Raw genomic sequence first — 17,577 nt, forward strand, 5'->3', positions numbered from 1 at the left:
CCCCGGGAGGGGACCTCAAGGTGGATTTCGGACGGACCTCAGACGGTTGGGCAGATCTGCTGGCCACCGCTGGGCAGTTTTCGTGGCCGCCAGCGGGCAGGTTCGTGGCCGTCTACGGGCAGTTTTTCATGGCCGCTAACACAGCTGTGCGTGAGGAATCGTCGGTTGGTTAGGCCAGTGAAGCTGCTCGCCACCCTCGAGTCGTACCGTCGCTCGGAATCCGCCATTCACCCTGGTGATAGTGGCCGACCAGCCGGGGCCACTGCTTGCGACGGATTGGCCTGAGGAGTCTTCTCGCCAGCGCAGTTTCGGCATGGTTCGCCCCAAGACAGGCTGGGGCCGCACGTGTCCAGACGAGTCGCGGGGCCGATCACTCTTCGGGGGCGACCGCGGCGAATCAACTAACAGAGCCTCGAAGTCCTGGCCCTCTGTCTCTGTCAAGGCTTCGTACAGTATCCGGAGATCGGAGCTGCGCACCTTGATCCAGCCACCAAGGGTCCTCAAGTACGGAAGTTTGCCGGCGGCGGCGTACCGGCGGATGGTCTTTGGGGTCACATGCAGGATACGGCTGGCCGTGGTGGCTGATACCCAGCCATCATCCGCGTCGACTTGATCGGTCACCCTCTCAGTTTGGCTCCTTGTCAAGGGCTCCAGAACAGCCCTTCGATACTTCGTGGCGCCTGGGTTTGTGAAGGGGACTCAGGTACGTACGAGGGAAGCCTTAGTGGCGGAGGCAGCAGGCTCACCTAACCCTTCATCGGCGATTTCAGCCCCTGCACTAGCTCCGCCGGGTCAACATCAAGACCCACCGCCAGCTTCAACAGGTTGTGCAGACTGACGTTCCGGCGTCCCCGCTCGACCTGGCCAAGGAAGGTCCAGTGAACGCCAACGCGGTCCGCTAACGCCTCCTGACTGAGTCCGAGCGCTTGGCGTCGTTCCCGGACGCGCTGGCCGAGGACTCGGGTGGCCGGGGACAAGGGTTCGGGCATGGCCCAACCCCATACGTCTCGTCTCTATGCGTCCAGAGCGTCTGTATCCTATGGAACTAAGTCCCAATCCTTTGCGTCCTACTTCTGGTATCCTCGCTCCCCCATAGGGGTGGAACGGCGTATTTAGGGCGAACCCGGTTCCTCCACAGCTCGGTTAGGTGCGGCCAGAGATGAACCAGACGAGACGAGTCGATCGAAGGCACCTGAGAAGCTTCGGCCGAAGCCAGGTACAGGGGCCATATCGTCGCGAGGGGTTTGGGCCGCCAATCGCTGTCGCCGCCGTTTTGGCCACACTGTTGTCACTAAGCACCCCTGCGCTGGCGTTGCCTCGGCAGTCCGCCTCCAGCTTCGAGTGGGACTGGACTCATACGGGCAACTCGTCCGGCGATGTCGGTGTTTTGCCTAGCGGCCGCCATTGGTTGTGGGGGTAACTGCGGCAACTTTGCTCTTACGGAGCAAGGAGTGGAGGTTTCCCACGTTTTTATTGCCTCGAATTTTATTTCGGCGCAATGGTCGGGTGAATCTGGCTGGACGATTCAAGAGGTAGATGCCACGTTTGGGACGGCTAAGCCGGTTCCGATTTTGTGCTCGACTGGTGCACAGGGAACTGTGGGGGGGCAGGCGATGACACAAATTCACATGGTGATTGCTAATCACCCTTGTGGATCCCCAGCACCCAGCCCAAGCCCTTCGCCGCGCCCAACTCGGCGTCCGCTACCGCCTAGCCCTTCTCCATCGCCGAGTCCGGTGCTGTCACCTAGCCCCATCATTCCATCGCCGTCACCCACCGCGCCCTGCCGCACGGCAAGCGTGGCGGCAACCCGATCGGGAAAAGCCGAGTTGGCCACGTGCTCTCCAACCGGTACTACCTCGGCTATATCAGCTTCAATGGCGTGGAGTACCCGGGTCGCCACCAGGCGCTGGTGGACCAGAACCTGTTCGACACCGTCCAAGACTTGTTGCACCTCCGCTACCAGGCGGGAGAAACACAACGTGTTCACAACCAGCATCTCAAGGGCACCATTTGGTGCGCCCACCGCGGTCAACGGCTTTGCTTCACGAGAGCCCAGCGCGATGGCAGGGCGCATGACTACTTCTTCTGTCTCGGCCGACACCAACGCCGACCGACTGTCGTCTCCCTTACCTCCCAGCGGCCGACGTCGAGCGGGCTGTCGAGCGGTTCTATGCCACCGTCCGTTTGAGCCCGGAAGTCCAGGCGACTATCCGGGAGGGTCTGCGGATCGAACTCAGCCGCCAGCAAGCGCAGGCGGAGCCCGAGCTTGGCCGGGCCCGCCGCCAGGTCGAGGAGCTGATGGCGCAGCGCAAGCGGTTAGGTCGCGGGGTGGTCGACGGCAGTATCCCAGGCGATCTGGCTCGTGAGGAGCACCAACGCATCGACCGGGAGTTAGATGAGGCGGAACGGGTGCTACAGGCTGCCCGGACGATCTTCGCCCACATCGAGGACAACCTCAACGCCGCCCTGGCCCTGGTGCGTGACTGCGACGCTGTCTACCTTCGCGGCGGGCCCCAAGCCCGGCGCCGCTCGAATCAGTACTTCTTCAACAAGCTCCTGCTCACCAGCGATGGCGTTGCTGACGCCGTGATGGCCGAGCCCTACGCCACCTTGGCAGCGAAAGAGTTCATCGCCAGAATGCGAGATAATACCCAAAAGCCCGGCAGCGAAGGAGGCGACCGGGGTGACGAGGTCTTGTCTACGGTCGGTTCGAAAGAGCAACATCTGGTGCCCCCGGTGGGATTCGAACCCACACTGAGGGAATTTTAAGTTCCCCCCCTCTGACCGTTGGGGTACGGGGGCCGAGCCCCCAGAATGCCAGACCCGTGCGCTAACTCAGCGCCGGTCCGCCTGCAGCGCCTCCCACATCGGCCCGGCCTGGGCGTTGCGCTGCACCGTCTGGAAGCTGTAGATGCTCGCCCCCAGCAGCCCGATGCTCTTCGCCGCCTGGGCGTAGGCCTGCACCTCGGCCAGGGTGTCGCAGTCGCCGATCCCCCCCACGATCACCATGGCCTTGGTGGCGCCCATCAACGCCGTGGTGGTCTGGTAGATGTCCTTGGTGTAGCCGCCGGCGTCGTACTGGATGCCGCACTTGCTGGAAGGCTTTGTCACCGTCCAGTACCCCATGGGGAGCACGACGTCGTAGTCCCGGCCGATCTCCGGCCACGGGAAGCCCGCCCAGGTGGCCGGAGCCCGCCGGTCGTTGACCGCATCGGGGACGATGGCTCCCAGCGCCTGGTCGGGCCCCACCGCCGCCCGCAGCTGGCGGGAGAGGCTGACGATCCCCGAGTCGAAGGCGCCGAGGTTGTTGTCCACGCCGCTGAAGTCCTCGATGTCGAGGGACAGGCCGTCAAAGTGGCCCCCCTTGGGGCTCGTGAAGTGGAGGTCGGTCAGGGCGTTGGCCAGGTCGGCCGACACCGGGGCGAAGCCGGGGAGGTACCAGCCGACCACCTGGATGCCATGGGCGTGGGCGTCGTCGATGAAGGCCCCGACGTCCTTGGTGTCATAGACCGCCGGGGAAAGGTTCCAGCGGCTGGTCTGCAGGTACAGGGTCTGGACGCCGCGGCTCACCATGGCATCGACCGCCTGCGCAGGGTTGAGCGAGGCGTTGCCCAGGGCGTAGTCGTAGAGGCTGACCCAGGCGCCGAGGCCCCGGTAGGCCACCAGGCGGTCCGGCGGGGCCGGTGCCGGCGGGGCGGCCGGGGCGGGGGCGGCCGGGGCGGGGGCGGCGCTCGGAGCGGCGGCCTGGGGGGCGCCCGAGGCGGCCGGCGGCGAGGCGGTCTCGGTGATCGCAGGGGGGGCAAGGATCGATCCGCCCGCCCCCGCTGCCACGTCCCGCACCGCGCTGACGCCTGAGTGCGCCCGGGCGAAGACCAGGAATGCGCCCATGAGCACCACGATGGTGCCGCCCGCGATCACCGCCCGGGTGATGGCTTGCAGACCCAGCCAGCTGCGCTCGGCCGCGATCCCCGCGCGGGACCGGTCCTTCCGTGCGTGTTGCTGGTCCAACGGTTGTTGATTCGGTGAAATTGCTCTGCCCCCCACGCACCCCTGAACCCGGCGTGCCTCGACCGGGCTGAGAGGACGCCGGATTGTACAGCCGCCACGTGGTATTGAGGGGCCGAACGGAGAACAAATCGAGGCAGGTGACGGTTTTCTCATCGAGCGCCCGCCGCAGCCCGGATGCGAGCGGCAAGTGCGGCGAAGTCGAAGGGCTTGCCGAGGCACTCGCACCGGTCCTGCTGCGCCCGGACCTCGACGTCGTGGTCCAGGAAGCCGGTGATCACCACGATGGGGAGGCGGCGGGTGGCGGGCGCTTCCCGGAGGCGCTCGACGAGCCACCAGCCGTCCCGGCCCGGGAGGCGGAGATCGACGATGGCCAGGTCGGGGGCCTCCTGCGCAACGATGCGCCAGCCCTCCTCGGCGGTGGCCACCTCGGTGCAGTGCAGGCCCTGCTCCTCGAGCAGGTAGCACAGCATGAGGGCGACCTGCTCGTCGTCCTCGACCACAAGGGCACGGGCTCCGGCCGGGAGGCCGATCTCGCCGGCGTCGGCAGGCATGGGCCGAACTAGTGTGGACTGCTTAGTCCGCGACGTCCAGCGGTCCGGCTGGGTAGCCTGAGGCGGTGAGCACCAGCCATCGGGTGACGTTCTGCGGCCTGGGCCAGATGGGCTCGGCGATGGCCGGGCGGATGCTGGAGGCGGGCCACACCCTGACGGTGTGGAACCGGACGCAAGCGCGGACCGATCCGCTCGTGGCCCGGGGGGCGAAGCGTGCCCGGACGCCCGCCGATGCCGCCCACGGCACCGAAGTCGCCATCACGATGCTCGCCGATCCCGACGCCCTGGAGGCCGTCGTCCTGGGGGACGGCGGGTTGGCCGGCGGGATGGCGCCGGGAACGACCTTGATCGAGATGTCAACCGTGGGGCGGGACGCCGTCGAGCGGGTAGCGGCGGTCCTGGATCAGCGGGGCATCCACGTCATCGACGCCCCGGTGCTGGGGAGCCTGCCGCAGGCCCGGGAAGGCACGCTGAAGGTGTTCGCCGGCGGTCCGGCGGACCAGGTGGAGCGGTGGCGGCCCCTCCTGGAGTGCGTGGGCACGGTCACCCATTTCGGCCCGCTGGGGTCGGGGGCGGCGATGAAGCTCGTGGCCAACTCCACGCTGGTCTCGCTCATGTCGGCCCTGGGCGAGGCCCTCGCCCTGGCGGGGAGCCTCGGCCTGGACCGCCACCAGGTTTTCGACGTGCTGGTGGACTCGCCGATCCGGGTGACCGCCGCCAGCAAGCGGGCGCTGGTGGAGCGCGGGAGCTACCCGCCCAACTTCAAGCTCGCCCTGGCGGTAAAGGACGCCGCCCTGGTCAGCGCCGCGGCAACGGCTGCGGGCCTGGACCTCCGCCTGGTCGAGGCCGCCCGGTCCTGGTTCGAGGACGCCCTGGCGGCGGGCCTCGGCGAGATGGACTATTCGGCGGTCGTCGCCCGCATCACCGGTAGCCCCGCCTCCCTCCCGTAGAGAACGCCGCTGGGGCCCGCCAACCCACTAGTGTTGGCGGCCGGAGACCATTCATGAGGAGGCGTTGATGGCGGACGAGGTGGTCGAGATGCTCCGGGAGGCGGCCCGGGAGGCCCTGCCCCCGCTCGAGGGCGAACTCAGCATCGGCGGGCTGGAGGGAGCAGTCGAGGTCCACCGGGACCGCTGGGGCGTGCCCCACATCTACGCCTCGTCGATGCGGGACCTGTGCGTCGCCCAGGGCTTCGTGGCCGGTTCCGACCGCTACTTCCAGATCGAGCTGCTCATGCGCTACTCGACCGGCCAGCTCTCGGCGATGATCGGGGCCCTCACCCTGCCCCTCGACCGCTTCATCCGCACCCTCGGCTGGCCGGGCATCGCCGCCCGCCACGTGGCGGCCTGGGATGACGCCTCCCTGGAGTACGTCGGTGCCTTCTGGGAGGGAGTGGCCGCCTGGGGCTCGCAGATGCCGGCCCCGCCGGTGGAGTACGCCATCCTGGAGGCCGACCCGTGGATCCCGACCCCCGAGCAGGGCATGGTGGCCACTGCCGGGTTCGCCCTGCTGCTGGGCTACACCCTCACCCGGAACTGGGATGCGGAGCTCCTCCGGGCGGAGATCGCGGAGAAGGTGGGCCTCGACGCCATGCTCGACCTGTTCCCTGACTGCGTGAACATCCCCGCCCTCATCCAGGCGGGCAAGAGCACCCACCCGGCCCGGGCGGAACTCCTCGCCCAGGCCTTCTTGCCGACCTCCGGGCAGGGGTCCAACAACTGGGTGGTGACCGGGGAGCGCAGCGCCACCGGGAAACCGTTGCTGGCCAACGATCCCCACCTGGCGATCCTGTGCCCGGTCATGTGGTACCAGTGCCACCTCTCGGCGCCCGGCTTCCACGCCGCCGGGGCGTCGCTCCCCTTCACGCCCGGGATCGTCATCGGCCACAACGATCGCATCGCCTGGGGGGTGACCGACACCGAGTCCGACGTCTCGGACCTGTACCTGGAGCACCTGTCGCCCGACGGCAGGTCGGTCGAATACGAAGGCAGCTGGGAGCCGGTGACGGTCCGGGACGAGATCATCGAGATCCGGGACGGCGAGCCCGACGTGTTGCGGGTGAAGGAGACCCGCCACGGGCCGCTCCTGGACTCGTACCTGATCGGCATCGCCGACCCGGCCTCCATCGAGGGGGGCATCACGAAGAGCTACGCCCTGCGCTGGGTGGCCCAGCAGGCCACCGTGCGGCCGTCATGCATCATCGGGGTCAACCAGGCCGGGGACTGGTCCTCCTTCCGGGCGGCGCTGCAGGGCTGGGAGTGCCCGGCCCTCAACTGGGTGTACGGCGATGTCGACGGCAACATCGGCTACCAGCTCTGGGGGCGGCACCCGGTGCGGCGCTCCGGGGACGGCACGGTGCCGGTGCCGGGGTGGACCGACCAGTTCGAGTGGGTCGGCGACGTGCCCAATGACGAGTTGCCGTGGGCGTACAACCCGGTCGAGGGCTTCCTGTGCAACGCCAACAACAAGGCGCACCACGACTCGTACCCGCACCTGCTCACCAAGGACTTCCTGCCGCCATTCCGGGTGATGCGCATCGGCGAGCTGCTGTGCGCCACGCCCAAGCACACCGCAGCCTCGTTCGCTGCCATCCAGATGGACACCCTCTCGCCCGCGGTGCGCGAGGTGATGCCGCACCTCATGACCGTGGAGCCGAGTTCGGCCCGCCAGCAGGGGGCACTGGCGATGCTCCGGGTGTGGAACCACGACCTGGCCGTCGACTCGGCGTCCGCCGCCATCTACGAGGCCTGGCTGTACCACGTCGCCCGGCGGGTGCTGCTGCCCCGGCTGGGCAAGGACCTGTACACGCACTTCCACGCCCGGCGGCAGTGGTCGAACGCCTTCGAGTTCCTGGCCCTGCCGAACATGCTGGCGAGCCCGACCGCCCGTTGGTTCGGGTCCGACGGGGTGGCAGGGCGGGATGCCGTGCTGTGCTCGGCGCTGGACGACGCCCTGGACGAGCTCACCGAGCGCCTGGGGCCGGACATGTCGCAGTGGCGCTGGGGGGCGGTGCACAAGGCGACCTTCGCCGGGCAGCTGGGCATGGTGCCGGGCCTGGAGGAGCTGCTGACCGCGGGCGTCGTGGAGATGGGGGGCAACGAGCAGACGGTGTGCCAGTCGCTGCACGAGCCCGACCTGAGCTACAAGGTGTCCATCGTGCCGTCGTGGCGCCAGATCCTGGACCTGTCGAACTGGGATGCGTCGCTGGGGGCCCTGCCCGGGGGGCAGTCCGAGAACCCCGAGAGCCCGCACTACAACGATCTCCTGCCCATGTGGGGCCGGGGGGAGTACCACGTGCTCCCGTTCTCGCGGGGCGCGGTGGAGGCGGCGACCGTGGCGACGTTGCGCCTGACGCCGTAGCCGTAGTCCGGGCCCGGGGCGCAAGTAGTGGACATTTGAGGATATGAGGGTCGGGCCTCGACCCCCTGCTCAGGGAGCTTCGTAGGCTCCACGGTTGTACGCAGCTCGAGCTCGGGGGAGGAGGCCCAGATGAAGGTTTACACCGGCATCGATGTCCACCGCTACCGCAGCCAGGTGGCCATAGTTGATGAGCAGGGCATCGAAGTGTCCAACCGCAACTACGACAATGCCTCGCCGGAGTTCCGGGACGCCCTCGACGAGCTGGATCCCGGCACCCCGGTCGCCTTCGAGGCAGCCTACGGCTGGGGATGGCTGGCCGACCTGCTCGAGGAGCGCGAGCTCGACGTCCACATGGTCAACCCCTCGCAATGCAAGGCGATCGCCTCGGCCCGCCTGAAGAACGACAAGGTCGACGCCCGCACCATCGCCCAGCTACTGCGCACCGACTTCCTGCCCGAGGCCTGGATCGCCCCCATCGCAGTTCGTGAGCTGCGCGTGCTGGTGCGCCACCGGTCCGCCCTGGTGAAGATCCGCACCGGCCTGAAGAACCGCATCCACGGCGTGCTGGCCGACGAGGGCCTGAAGGCCGAGGAGGAGTCGCTGTGGAGCCAGCAGGGAGAGGTGTGGCTGGGGACGGTCCCCCTGCGCCCGGCGCACCGCCAAGCGGTCGACCACTACCGGGCGATCCTCGCCTCCTTGGCCGGGCCGATCGCCGAGCTTGAGGCGGAGATTAACGCCCGGGCCAAGTCCGATCCCCGGGTGAAGGCCCTCTGTGCCCAGCCCGGGGTGGGGCCGATCGTGGCGGTCACCCTGCTGTCGGAGATCGGCGACATCTCCCGCTTCCCCACCGCCCGCAAGCTCTGTGCCTGGGCGGGGCTCACCCCGGCTGTGCGCAACTCTGACCGCAAGGTGCGCCACGGCCACATCACCAAGGCCGGTCCGGGCTCGGTGCGCTGCGTACTGACCGAGGCCAGCTACCAGGCCCGGCGCTTCCCGCCCTTCGCCGCCAGCTTCGAGGCGATCAAGCAGCGGCGGGGCAAGGCGGTGGCGACCGTCGCCCTCAGCCGCAAGCTGCTCGCCAGCAGCTTCCACATCCTGAAGGACCTGGAGGCGTCGGGGGCCGACAGGTGACCCAAACGATCTCGGAGAAGGCCTCCGACCTGGCGAGCTCGAAACGGGACATGGCCTGAGAAACGGCCCGACATTTGAGTGAGCAGCCAGGCCCGGATCCATCGTCATGCGCACCCTCGCCGGCGACAGCGAGGCCCGAATAGGTGTGTGCGAGACCAGCTCCGTAGAACGGGGCTGGAGCGTCCCGCTGAGTGAAGCGCCTTCGACCGACAACTCCATAGCGAGCCCATAGGGGCATCGCCGGCGCGCCCGAAACGGCCAGGCCAACCGCGCCCCGGTGTCCGCCGCCGAGAGGACGGGCCGCCCTTGACCGGCGAGCCTCCGCCCCCCTGGACCCCCCAAATTCGCCGTCTCCGGTCACCATAGGTGCCCGCCGCCGGACGCCGACAGCTTGCCAGGGGGCCTTCTCACCCGTCAAGGGCCTTCGGTCTGCTTCGCAGACGGCCCTCGGTTGGTCCGGGAGGGGAAAGGCAAAGGCGAAGCAAACCGCCGCTTGACAGCCCGACCCTCATAGGTGTCCCACTACCCGGGACGAAAGTCCCCGACTTGAGCCGAGGGGCCGCATGCGTGGACCCGAACGATGGGGGTGGGTCCGTGCGCGAAGAGCTGTTCCCGGCCGCCGGCCGCGCCTACTTCAGCAGCTTCGACAGCCGCCGGTCCTTGAGCTGGCGCCCGCCGGTCTGGCACGCCGGGCAGTAGGCCACCACGTAGTCCTCGAAGAACACCGCCTCCAGGGTCGTGCCGCATCGCGGGCAGGGCTGGCCCTGGCGGCCGTGGACCGTCAGCGGCATCGGCAACTTGTCGGGGATCGTCGGTCCCACCACCGCCTCGTAGTGGTCCAGGGCGGCCCCCAGGCGCCCGATGATCGCCGACCGCAGGATCTCGAGCTCCTCGTCGGTGAGGGTGTTGCCCCGCTTGAAGGGCGAGAGCCGGGCGGTGTGCAGGATCTCATCCGCCCACGAGCGCCCGATCCCGGCCAGGATGTGCTGGTCGCGCAGCGCCGAGTGCAGCGGGCGGGCGTCGGCCAGCAGCGGACCCAGCGAGGGCGGGTCGGGCCAGGCCTCGGGGCCGAGCTTGGCGACCGCAGGTTCCTCCAGCAGCGCAGGGGTGCGGACCAGCTTGGCCCAGGACGACTGCTTGGTCCCGAACTCCCGGAGGCGCAGGTCCCGGCCGTCCGCCAGGCGCAGGGAAAGCCGGAGGGTCTTGTCCCGGGGGGTCGCCGGGGCGTCGAACACCTGCCAGCGCCCGGCGGACATCAGGTGCACGATCAGCGAGAGGTCGCCCTCGAAGCCGGCGATCAACAACTTGGAGCGCCGGCTAAAGCCGAGGATCTCCCGCCCGTGGAGGTCGCTCAGCGGCGGGTCGAAGGATTTGAGCGTGCCGATGCCCCGCACCAGGGACGAGTCCACGGCGACGCCCCCGACCAGCGAGGTGAGCCGGCGCACCATGATCTCGACCTCGGGGAGCTCCGGCATCGTGGCCCGTTGGGTCGGGTTTCTACGAGGTCGAGGCCGACTCCGGCGCCCCCCACAGGCGGGCACGCAGGGTCCCGAGCGGCCCCACGTCGACCGCCGACCCGTTGCGGTAGGCCACCGCCAGCGTCGAGAAGGGCGATAGCCGGGTGCCGGGCACGAGGATGCCCGCCAGGTTGAGCGGGTCGGAGGCGGGGAGGATGAGCGTCTCGTTGTCGTCGCCCGCACGGCGCACCGCCCGGAGGGAGTCCACCGCCTCGGGCAGGGCGAACTGCTCGCCGATGAAGCCGGTGACGAAGCGGCCCCCCCGGATCTCGCCCCGGGCCTCCATGCGCCGGTACACCGGCAGCAGGTCCCGCCAGGGCGGCACGGTGCGCTCCCGGGCCAGGACGTCCCGGAAGACGACCCCGTAGCGCCGGAGCAGCTGGCGGGCCGCCCGGTCGGTGCGCTCGTCCGGCGACATCTCGGCAGTCTCGCCCCGCCAGAGGGACCATCGGCCCACCGGCAGGGGCCGGCTGCGGCCGCCCATCGCGCCGGGCACCGACCGCAGCCGGGTGTGGCGGGGTGCCGGCTTGTTGCGCCCGAGCAGGAGACGGAGCCCGGCGACCCCGTCGCCGCTGACCAGCCCGACCGCCACCAGGTCCCAGAGGGCGTCCTCCACCTCGGACAGCATCCGGCCGGTCCCCTTGGCGATGTCGGTGAGGAAGGAGGCACCCCGGGCCGCCAGCCACTCGGCCACCTCCCGGGCGGCAGCGTCCAGCCGGCCCGCCAGCGCGTGCTCGTCGGCGGGGGCCAGGAACGCCTCGAGATCCTCCCGCAGGACGAAGGCGAGCGGGCTGTTGCGCACCGGCCCGGCCCGCCGGGCCCGCGGGGCGCCGGCGCCGGGATCGTCGGCGGGCTCCTCATCGCAGGAAGGGTTCAGCCGGCCCCAGGCAACGACGCCCGAAAGGCAGAGGTGCTCGAGGTCGGCGGGGTCGTAGCGCTTGATCCGGGCGGGCAGCACCCGCTCCTCCCACGCCGGGGCGGGCAGCTCCAGGCCCTGGAGCTGCTCCAGGACCCGGGTCAGGCCATCCTTGCCGTGGAGCTGGGTGCCCGGGGCGACGTGGCCCCAGCGCAGCAGGAACTTGAGGAAGACCGCCGGGGTGACCGGCTCGATCTCGGCCCGCAGGCGGCGCAGGGTCAGGCGGTGGATGCGGGACAGGAGCCGGCGGTCGCACCACTCGACCGAGGTGTCTCCCCGGCGCTCCGCCAAGGCTTCGCCGGTTTCTTGCGTGAAGTGGCCCCGCAGGATGGCACCGGTGCCTTCGATGGCCAAGAGGGCCCGGTCCACCTCGGCCACCGCCAGGCCCAGGCGGCCAGCCAGGTCGGCGGCAGTCACCGGCCCCAGCAGCTGCAGCCAGCCGTTCACGATGCTGGCGGTGGCACCGTCCCGGTCCCAGACCTTCCCGGCGACTTCGAGCCCGGGCCCGTCGATCTCGACGCCTGGAATGGCGGCCTGGAGCAGCGCCACCCGTTCAGTGGCCACCGCGCCGGACCGTGCGGCACCGTCGAGCGCCCAGGTGGCCCGCCGCACCCGCCCGGTGGCGGCCAGGTCGGTGACAAATTCTGCCCACGAGGCCCCCATCCCATCCGTCATGCCGTCGGTCAACAGCCCCACCGACAAGAGGACGTCGTGCAGCTCGTTGGGATCCCGGACGTCGGGCCAGGCGTCCTCCCGGACCTCTTGGATCGCCGACGGGGACAGCGCCCCCGCCCCCTGGCCCAGCTCGGGATCGGTGCGGCGCAGCGCCACCGCCCGGGCCCGGCGCTCCTCCAGCGGGGCGTCGTCCAGGAAGGCGTAGGGGTTGGCGTTGAGGATCTCGTGGCTCATCGGCGAGGGGGCGGGCGTCTCCACCGCCACCGCCTTCACGTCGCCCCGCTCCATGGCCCGCACCAGCTCGGTCAGCGCCTCGAGGTCCATCGCCTCCTGCAGGCAGTTGCGGATGGTCTCGTTCACCAGCGGGTGGTCGGGCGGGATGATCGGCCCGGCCCGGTTCTCCTGGCAGGCGACCTGGTCGGGGAACACCGCCGCCAGCAGGTCGTCGGAGCGCATCCGCAGGATGGCGGGGGGCACCTTGCGGCCGCCGGTGCGGCGCAGGAGCGCCAACGCCCGGGTGGCGTTCCAGCGCCACCGGTTGCCGAACATCGGCGAGGGCAGCACCGCCTGGATCAGGGTGTCCCGCAGGGTGGCCGGGCGGAGGAAGGCGAAGACCGAATCAAGCGGGAAGCTGTGCTGCTCGCCGAGCGACAGCACGAGGCCGTCGTCGGTCGCCGCCGCCTGCAGCTCGAAGTCGAAGTTGACGCAGAAGCGCTTGCGCAGCGCCAGGCCCCAGGCCCGGTTGACTCGGCCTCCGAACGGGGTGTGGAGCACCAGCTGCATCCCGCCGCCCTCGTCGAAGAAGCGCTCGGCGACGATGGTGTCCTGGGTCGGCACGACCCCCAGGGCGGCGACGGTCTCGGCGATGTAGTCGATGATCTGGCGGGCGCCGGCCTCGGGCACCGAGGCGGCCTCCCACAGCCAGGCCCTGGCCTCCGCCGGGTCTGGCAGGCGGGCGGCCACCCCGGCCCGCAGATCGGCCACCGCTTTGGACAGCTCGGCGGTGCGGGCGGGCGCCTCGCCGATCCAGAACGGGATGGTGGGCGGCGCCCCCTGGGCATCGATCACCCGCACCTTGCCGGACTCCACCCGCCGGATCCGCCACGAGGTGTTGCCCAACAGGAACACGTCGCCCGCCGAGCTCTCGATGGCGAAGTCCTCGTTGAGCTTGCCGATGAACACCTCCTCGGGCTCGGCGATGACGTCGTAGTCGGCGGTGTCCGGGATGGCTCCCCCGCTGGTGATGGCCGCCAGCCGGGCACCCCGCCGGCCGGACACCACACCGTTGACCTGGTCCCGGTGCAGGTGGGCGCTGGCCCGCCCCCGGCGGGTCGAGAAGCCCTCGGAGAGCATCTCGACGATCTCGTCGAACTCCCGCCGGGTCAGGTCCCGGTAGGGGTACGCCCGCTTGGCCATCGCCCACAGCGACTCCTCCGGCACCGACCCCGTGGCCGCGGTGGCGACGATCTGCTGGGCGAGGATGTCCAACGGCTTGGCGGGCATGATCACGTGGTCCAGCTCCCCCGCCCGGGCAGCCATGATCGAGGCCCCGCACTGCACCAGGTCGTCCCGGGTCAGGGGGAACAGGACACCCTTGGGCGTCCCGCCCAGCCAGTGCCCCGAGCGGCCGATCCGCTGCAGCAGCGTCGCCAGCGCCCGGGGGGCGCCCACATGGCAGACGAGGTCGACGTGGCCGATATCGATACCCAGCTCCAGCGAGGCGGTGGCCACCACCGCCTTGAGCGAGCCGGTTTTGAGACCTTCCTCGGCCTGCAGGCGCAGCGTGCGGGAGAGGCTGCCGTGGTGGGCGGCGACCTTCCCTTCGCCGAGGCGGGCCGAGAGCTGGTGGGTCACCCGCTCGACCAGCTTGCGGGTGTTCACGAAGATGAGGGTGCTGCGGTGCTGGTCGACCAGCGAGACCATGGCGTCGTAGACCTCGGCCCACAGCTCGTGGCTGGCGATGGGTCCGAGCGGGTCGCTGGGCACGTGGATGTGCAACTCCCAGTCCCGGCGGTGGCCGACGTCGATGATGGCGCAGTCCGGGGTCCCATCTTTTTTCGTGCGGTCGCTGCCGATCAGCAGGCGGGCGACCTCATCGATGGGCTTCTGGGTGGCGCTGAGCCCGATGCGCTGGCGCCGGCCCCCCGGGAGGAGGTCGAGGCGCTCCAGGCTGAGGGCCAGGTGGGCGCCCCGCTTGTCGCCCGCCACCGCGTGGATCTCGTCTACGATCACCGTGGTCGCCGAGGCGAGGATCGCCCGGCTCCGCTCGGCGGTCAGGAGGATGTAGAACGACTCCGGCGTGGTGATGAGGATGTGCGGCGGACGGCGGACCATGAGGTTGCGCTCGGCGGCCGGGGTGTCGCCCGAGCGCACCGCCACCCGGATCTCGGGCAGCGGGGTGCCCGCCTCCTCGGCGAGGTGGCGGATGGCCGCCAGGGGCTGGGTGAGGTTCTTGTGGATGTCATTGCCCAGGGCCTTGAGGGGCGAGACGTAGACCACCTGGGTGGCGTCGGTCAGCGTGCCCTCGGCTGCCCGGGCGACGAGACCGTTGATCGCCCACAGGAAGGCGGCCAGCGTCTTGCCCGACCCGGTGGGGGCGGCGATGAGGGTGTCCTGCCCGGCGGCGATGGCCCCCCACCCGGCGTCCTGGGCGGGCGTGGGCTGGCCGAAGGTCTCGGCGAACCAGCGAGCGACCAGGGGGTGGAACTCCGGGAGGGCCATACCTGCGAACCACGCTACCACCGGGGTGGGAGCCAGCCGGCCGGTTCGTGATGCTGCGCCGGGCGCGGCCTCCCGGCGCGCGGGCGCCCACCGGTTCCGGGAGAATGTGCCGGTGAGCACCGCGGGTACCGATCTCGAGGGGTCCGCCGGCGCGGTCCTGGTGCGCAGCGGCCGGGAAGACCTCGGACCGCTCGTCGCCGAGGCCCTCGCGGCCGCCCGGCAGGCCTATGCCCCGTACTCCCGGTTCCAGGTCGGGGCGGTGGTCGTGACCGATGCCGGGCGCCATTTCGCCGGGTGCAACGTGGAGAACGTCTCCTACCCGCTGGGGACGTGTGCCGAGCGGGATGCCCTCGCCGCCTACGTGCTGGGGCGGGACACCGGGGAGCAGATCGAGACGCTCACCCTGGTGGCCATCCAGGACGGTCCGGAAGGCCCCAAGCCGGTCGCCTGCAGCCCGTGCGGGGCGTGCCGGCAGGCCATCCTCGAACTCGGCCCGGGGAGCGAGGTGTCCTTCCTCTGGGGGTCCCCGCTCACCGTAGTCACCGCCCGGGCACCCGAGCTGCTGCCCAAGGCCTTCGACTTCGAAGCAACGCCCGATGCCGGCCCCGCATCGACGCCGGGCATGCCGGAGTGACGCCGTGCGGTCACCTTTCGGCTGGTTCGAAGGCCACATGGTCCGGTGGTTCGCCGGTCCCGGCTCCCCGGCCCTCGTGGAGGACACCCAGCACCTCGGCTACATCCAATCGAAGTCCGGGGAGAACCACCTGGATGCCCTGATGTACCTCTACAACCGGCTGAGCATCGTGGATGCCAAGGCCAACACCCTGCTGGCGGTCAACGTGCTGTCACTCGGCATCGTGACCTTCATCGCCACGGTCAGCCAGAAGGTGGGCGTCAAGGCCCACCCGCTCATCAAGATCCCGGCACTGGCGGCGGTCGTCACCGGATCGCTCGCCATCCTGCTGGCCCTCGCCACCTCGCGCCTGCAGTTCGACCACGTCACGGCCACGCACCCGGAGGCGACCTACCTGGACGACTTCCTCACGGTCACCATCGCCCGGGTGAAGATGCTGGCGGCCGCCCGCCTGTTCACCTCGCTGTCGTTCGCCCTGTACGCCGTCTTTCTCATCGTCTCGATCGTGGTGCAGTAGATGGCGGGCGAGACAGGCGCCGGCGAGCGCGATTACGCCGGCAAGCGCTCGTTCGACGCCACGCCCGAGCCGCCCCCCGAGGTTGCCGGCAACGTCGACCCGGCCACGGCGCCCCCGGGCGAGACCTTCGTCATCCACCAGCACTTCGCCACCCGGCTGCACTTCGACCTGCGCCTCGAGATGCGCAACGGGGCCACGCCGGTGCTGGTCTCCTGGGCGGTCCCCAAGAACCTGCCCCTGCACCCAGGTGAGAAGCACCTGGCCGTCAAGGTCGAGGACCACCCCTTCGACTACGGCGGTTTCTCGGGCACCATCCCGGCGGGGAACTACGGCGCCGGCGAGGTGCGCATCTTCGACGCCGGCCCCTACGACCTCCTCGAGCAGAAGGAGGGCAAGCTCACCTTCCGCCTCCGGGGCCGCCGCCTGCAGGCCACCTACCACCTGGTGCGCACCAAACCGAACTCGGGAGCCAACGCCGGCAAGGAGCAGTGGCTGGCGATGCTGCGGGAATGGCACCGCCCGGCCCCCGAACCTGCCCCCCCGCCCAAGCCCATGCTCGCCACCCTCACCGCCCAGGCCTTCGACGACGAGGCGTGGTCCTTCGAGCCCAAGCTCGACGGCGTCCGGGCGCTGGGGGTGTGCGGCGAGACCACCCAGCTGCTGTCCCGCAACACCGCCGACATCACCGTCGCCTATCCCGAGCTCCACAAGGTGCACGAGCGCCTGGTGGCCCTGGACGCCATCCTCGACGGCGAGATCGTGGCGATGGAGCAGGGCCGGCCCAGCTTCGAACGCCTGCAGCGCCGGATGCATGTCCGCAACGAGCACGACATCGCCCGCCTGTCCAAGGCCATCCCGGTGTCCTACGTCGTCTTCGACCTGCTGTACCTCGACGGCCGCAGCCTGGTGGCCCTCCCCTTCGACGAGCGCCGCCGCCTCCTGGAGGAGACCGTCGTCGCCAACGACGTCCTGCAGCTCTCCACCTCGGTGCCCGGCAACGGTGTGGCCCTGTACGCCGCCGCCGAGCGCCTCGGGCTGGAGGGGATCGTCGCCAAGCGCCGGCAGTCCCCCTACGAGCTCGGGCGGCGCAGCCAGAACTGGCTGAAGGTCAAGACGACCTACGACGCCGACGTCGTCATCGGCGGGTGGAGCCCGGGGCAGGGCAACCGCGACGCCTCGATCGGCGCCCTCCTGGTCGGCACCTATGAGGGCGATGCGCTGCGCTTCGTCGGCTCGGTGGGCACCGGTTTCACCGAGCGGACCCTGGCCAGCCTGCTCGCCCGGCTCCAGGAGCTCCGCTCCGACACCTCGCCGTTCTCGACGGCCTCCACCGCCGAGCTGCGCTCCCACGCCCCGGGTGCGTCCTGGGTGCGCCCCGAGCTGGTGGCGATGGTCGAGTTCCGGGAGCTCACCTCGGCGGGCAAGTTCCGCGCCCCGTCGTTCAAGGGCCTCCGGGAGGACAAGACCCCCGCCGAGTGCACCTTCGCCGAGCTGCAGGCGGCCGCCCGCCCGGCTGGGCAGCGATGAGGCCTGCAGTTGAATCA

At 70.2% G+C, this 17,577-nt stretch carries 14 protein-coding genes and 1 tRNA gene; 6 read left to right on the forward strand and 9 right to left on the reverse strand.

What is annotated here, in order from left to right:
- Positions 1-135: 135 nt before the first annotated feature.
- The 7 genes from VFW71_07445 to VFW71_07475 form a co-directional block, all read right to left on the reverse strand.
- The gene (locus VFW71_07445) at positions 136-621 is read right to left on the reverse strand and encodes a helix-turn-helix domain-containing protein (protein HEU5002595.1); all 486 of its coding nucleotides are present in this window, start codon (positions 619-621) and stop codon (positions 136-138) included.
- 125 nt (positions 622-746) lie between these two features.
- A complete protein-coding gene (locus VFW71_07450; protein ID HEU5002596.1) occupies positions 747-989 on the reverse strand; it encodes a helix-turn-helix transcriptional regulator in 243 nt (80 codons plus the stop codon).
- Between the two features lie 653 nt (positions 990-1,642).
- Entirely contained in the window at positions 1,643-2,077 is a 435-nt protein-coding gene (locus tag VFW71_07455) for a hypothetical protein (GenBank protein HEU5002597.1), read from the reverse strand.
- Positions 2,078-2,415: 338 nt separating this feature from the next.
- Entirely contained in the window at positions 2,416-2,727 is a 312-nt protein-coding gene (locus VFW71_07460; protein ID HEU5002598.1) for a hypothetical protein, read from the reverse strand.
- A gap of 1 nt (position 2,728) precedes the next feature.
- A tRNA-Leu gene (locus VFW71_07465) sits at positions 2,729-2,805 on the reverse strand.
- 33 nt (positions 2,806-2,838) lie between these two features.
- On the reverse strand, positions 2,839-4,011 hold the full coding sequence (locus tag VFW71_07470) for a hypothetical protein (GenBank protein ID HEU5002599.1): 1,173 nt from the start codon (positions 4,009-4,011) through the stop codon (positions 2,839-2,841).
- Between the two features lie 149 nt (positions 4,012-4,160).
- Positions 4,161-4,562 (reverse strand): response regulator, encoded by a 402-nt coding sequence (locus VFW71_07475; protein ID HEU5002600.1) that lies wholly within the window; start codon positions 4,560-4,562, stop codon positions 4,161-4,163.
- Between the two features lie 65 nt (positions 4,563-4,627).
- On the opposite strand from VFW71_07475, the gene VFW71_07480 reads away from it, so the two are divergent.
- The 3 genes from VFW71_07480 to VFW71_07490 all read left to right on the forward strand — a co-directional run bounded on the left by VFW71_07480 (position 4,628) and on the right by VFW71_07490 (position 9,053).
- Positions 4,628-5,512 (forward strand): NAD(P)-dependent oxidoreductase, encoded by an 885-nt coding sequence (locus VFW71_07480; protein ID HEU5002601.1) that lies wholly within the window; start codon positions 4,628-4,630, stop codon positions 5,510-5,512.
- A gap of 67 nt (positions 5,513-5,579) precedes the next feature.
- Positions 5,580-7,922: a penicillin acylase family protein gene (locus VFW71_07485; GenBank protein HEU5002602.1), complete on the forward strand. Its 2,343-nt coding sequence runs from the start codon at positions 5,580-5,582 to the stop codon at positions 7,920-7,922.
- Between the two features lie 129 nt (positions 7,923-8,051).
- A complete protein-coding gene (locus tag VFW71_07490) occupies positions 8,052-9,053 on the forward strand; it encodes an IS110 family transposase (protein HEU5002603.1) in 1,002 nt (333 codons plus the stop codon).
- Between the two features lie 629 nt (positions 9,054-9,682).
- On the opposite strand, the gene VFW71_07495 is transcribed toward VFW71_07490, so the two are convergent.
- Together VFW71_07495 and VFW71_07500 are read right to left on the reverse strand one after the other, a co-directional pair.
- Complete coding sequence (locus tag VFW71_07495) at positions 9,683-10,528, reverse strand: DNA-formamidopyrimidine glycosylase family protein (GenBank protein ID HEU5002604.1); 846 nt, start codon at positions 10,526-10,528, stop codon at positions 9,683-9,685.
- Positions 10,529-10,550: 22 nt separating this feature from the next.
- Complete coding sequence (locus VFW71_07500; GenBank protein HEU5002605.1) at positions 10,551-14,882, reverse strand: DEAD/DEAH box helicase; 4,332 nt, start codon at positions 14,880-14,882, stop codon at positions 10,551-10,553.
- Positions 14,883-14,994: 112 nt separating this feature from the next.
- On the opposite strand from VFW71_07500, the gene VFW71_07505 reads away from it, so the two are divergent.
- The 3 genes from VFW71_07505 to ligD are packed head-to-tail and all read left to right on the forward strand — an operon-like array spanning position 14,995 to position 17,560.
- On the forward strand, positions 14,995-15,516 hold the full coding sequence (locus tag VFW71_07505) for a cytidine deaminase (protein HEU5002606.1): 522 nt from the start codon (positions 14,995-14,997) through the stop codon (positions 15,514-15,516).
- Positions 15,517-15,520: 4 nt separating this feature from the next.
- Complete coding sequence (locus VFW71_07510; GenBank protein HEU5002607.1) at positions 15,521-16,033, forward strand: hypothetical protein; 513 nt, start codon at positions 15,521-15,523, stop codon at positions 16,031-16,033.
- On the forward strand, positions 16,034-17,560 hold the full coding sequence (ligD, locus tag VFW71_07515; protein HEU5002608.1) for a non-homologous end-joining DNA ligase: 1,527 nt from the start codon (positions 16,034-16,036) through the stop codon (positions 17,558-17,560).
- The last annotated feature ends 17 nt before the right edge of the window (positions 17,561-17,577 follow it).

Source organism: Actinomycetota bacterium (genome assembly GCA_035765775.1).
Lineage (GTDB): Bacteria > Actinomycetota > CADDZG01 > JAHWKV01 > JAOPZY01 > DASTWV01.

Bases quoted from the DNA above. Each gene is read 5' to 3' on its own strand.
- VFW71_07450 (HEU5002596.1), bottom strand. From the start codon at position 989: ATGCCCGAACCCTTGTCCCCGGCCACCCGAGTCCTCGGCCAGCGCGTC.
- VFW71_07485 (HEU5002602.1), top strand. From the start codon at position 5,580: ATGGCGGACGAGGTGGTCGAGATGCTCCGGGAGGCGGCCCGGGAGGCC.
- VFW71_07475 (HEU5002600.1), bottom strand. From the start codon at position 4,562: ATGCCTGCCGACGCCGGCGAGATCGGCCTCCCGGCCGGAGCCCGTGCC.
- VFW71_07455 (HEU5002597.1), bottom strand. From the start codon at position 2,077: ATGCGCCCTGCCATCGCGCTGGGCTCTCGTGAAGCAAAGCCGTTGACC.
- VFW71_07490 (HEU5002603.1), top strand. From the start codon at position 8,052: ATGAAGGTTTACACCGGCATCGATGTCCACCGCTACCGCAGCCAGGTG.
- VFW71_07495 (HEU5002604.1), bottom strand. From the start codon at position 10,528: ATGCCGGAGCTCCCCGAGGTCGAGATCATGGTGCGCCGGCTCACCTCG.
- VFW71_07460 (HEU5002598.1), bottom strand. From the start codon at position 2,727: ATGTTGCTCTTTCGAACCGACCGTAGACAAGACCTCGTCACCCCGGTC.
- ligD (HEU5002608.1), top strand. From the start codon at position 16,034: ATGGCGGGCGAGACAGGCGCCGGCGAGCGCGATTACGCCGGCAAGCGC.
- VFW71_07500 (HEU5002605.1), bottom strand. From the start codon at position 14,882: ATGGCCCTCCCGGAGTTCCACCCCCTGGTCGCTCGCTGGTTCGCCGAG.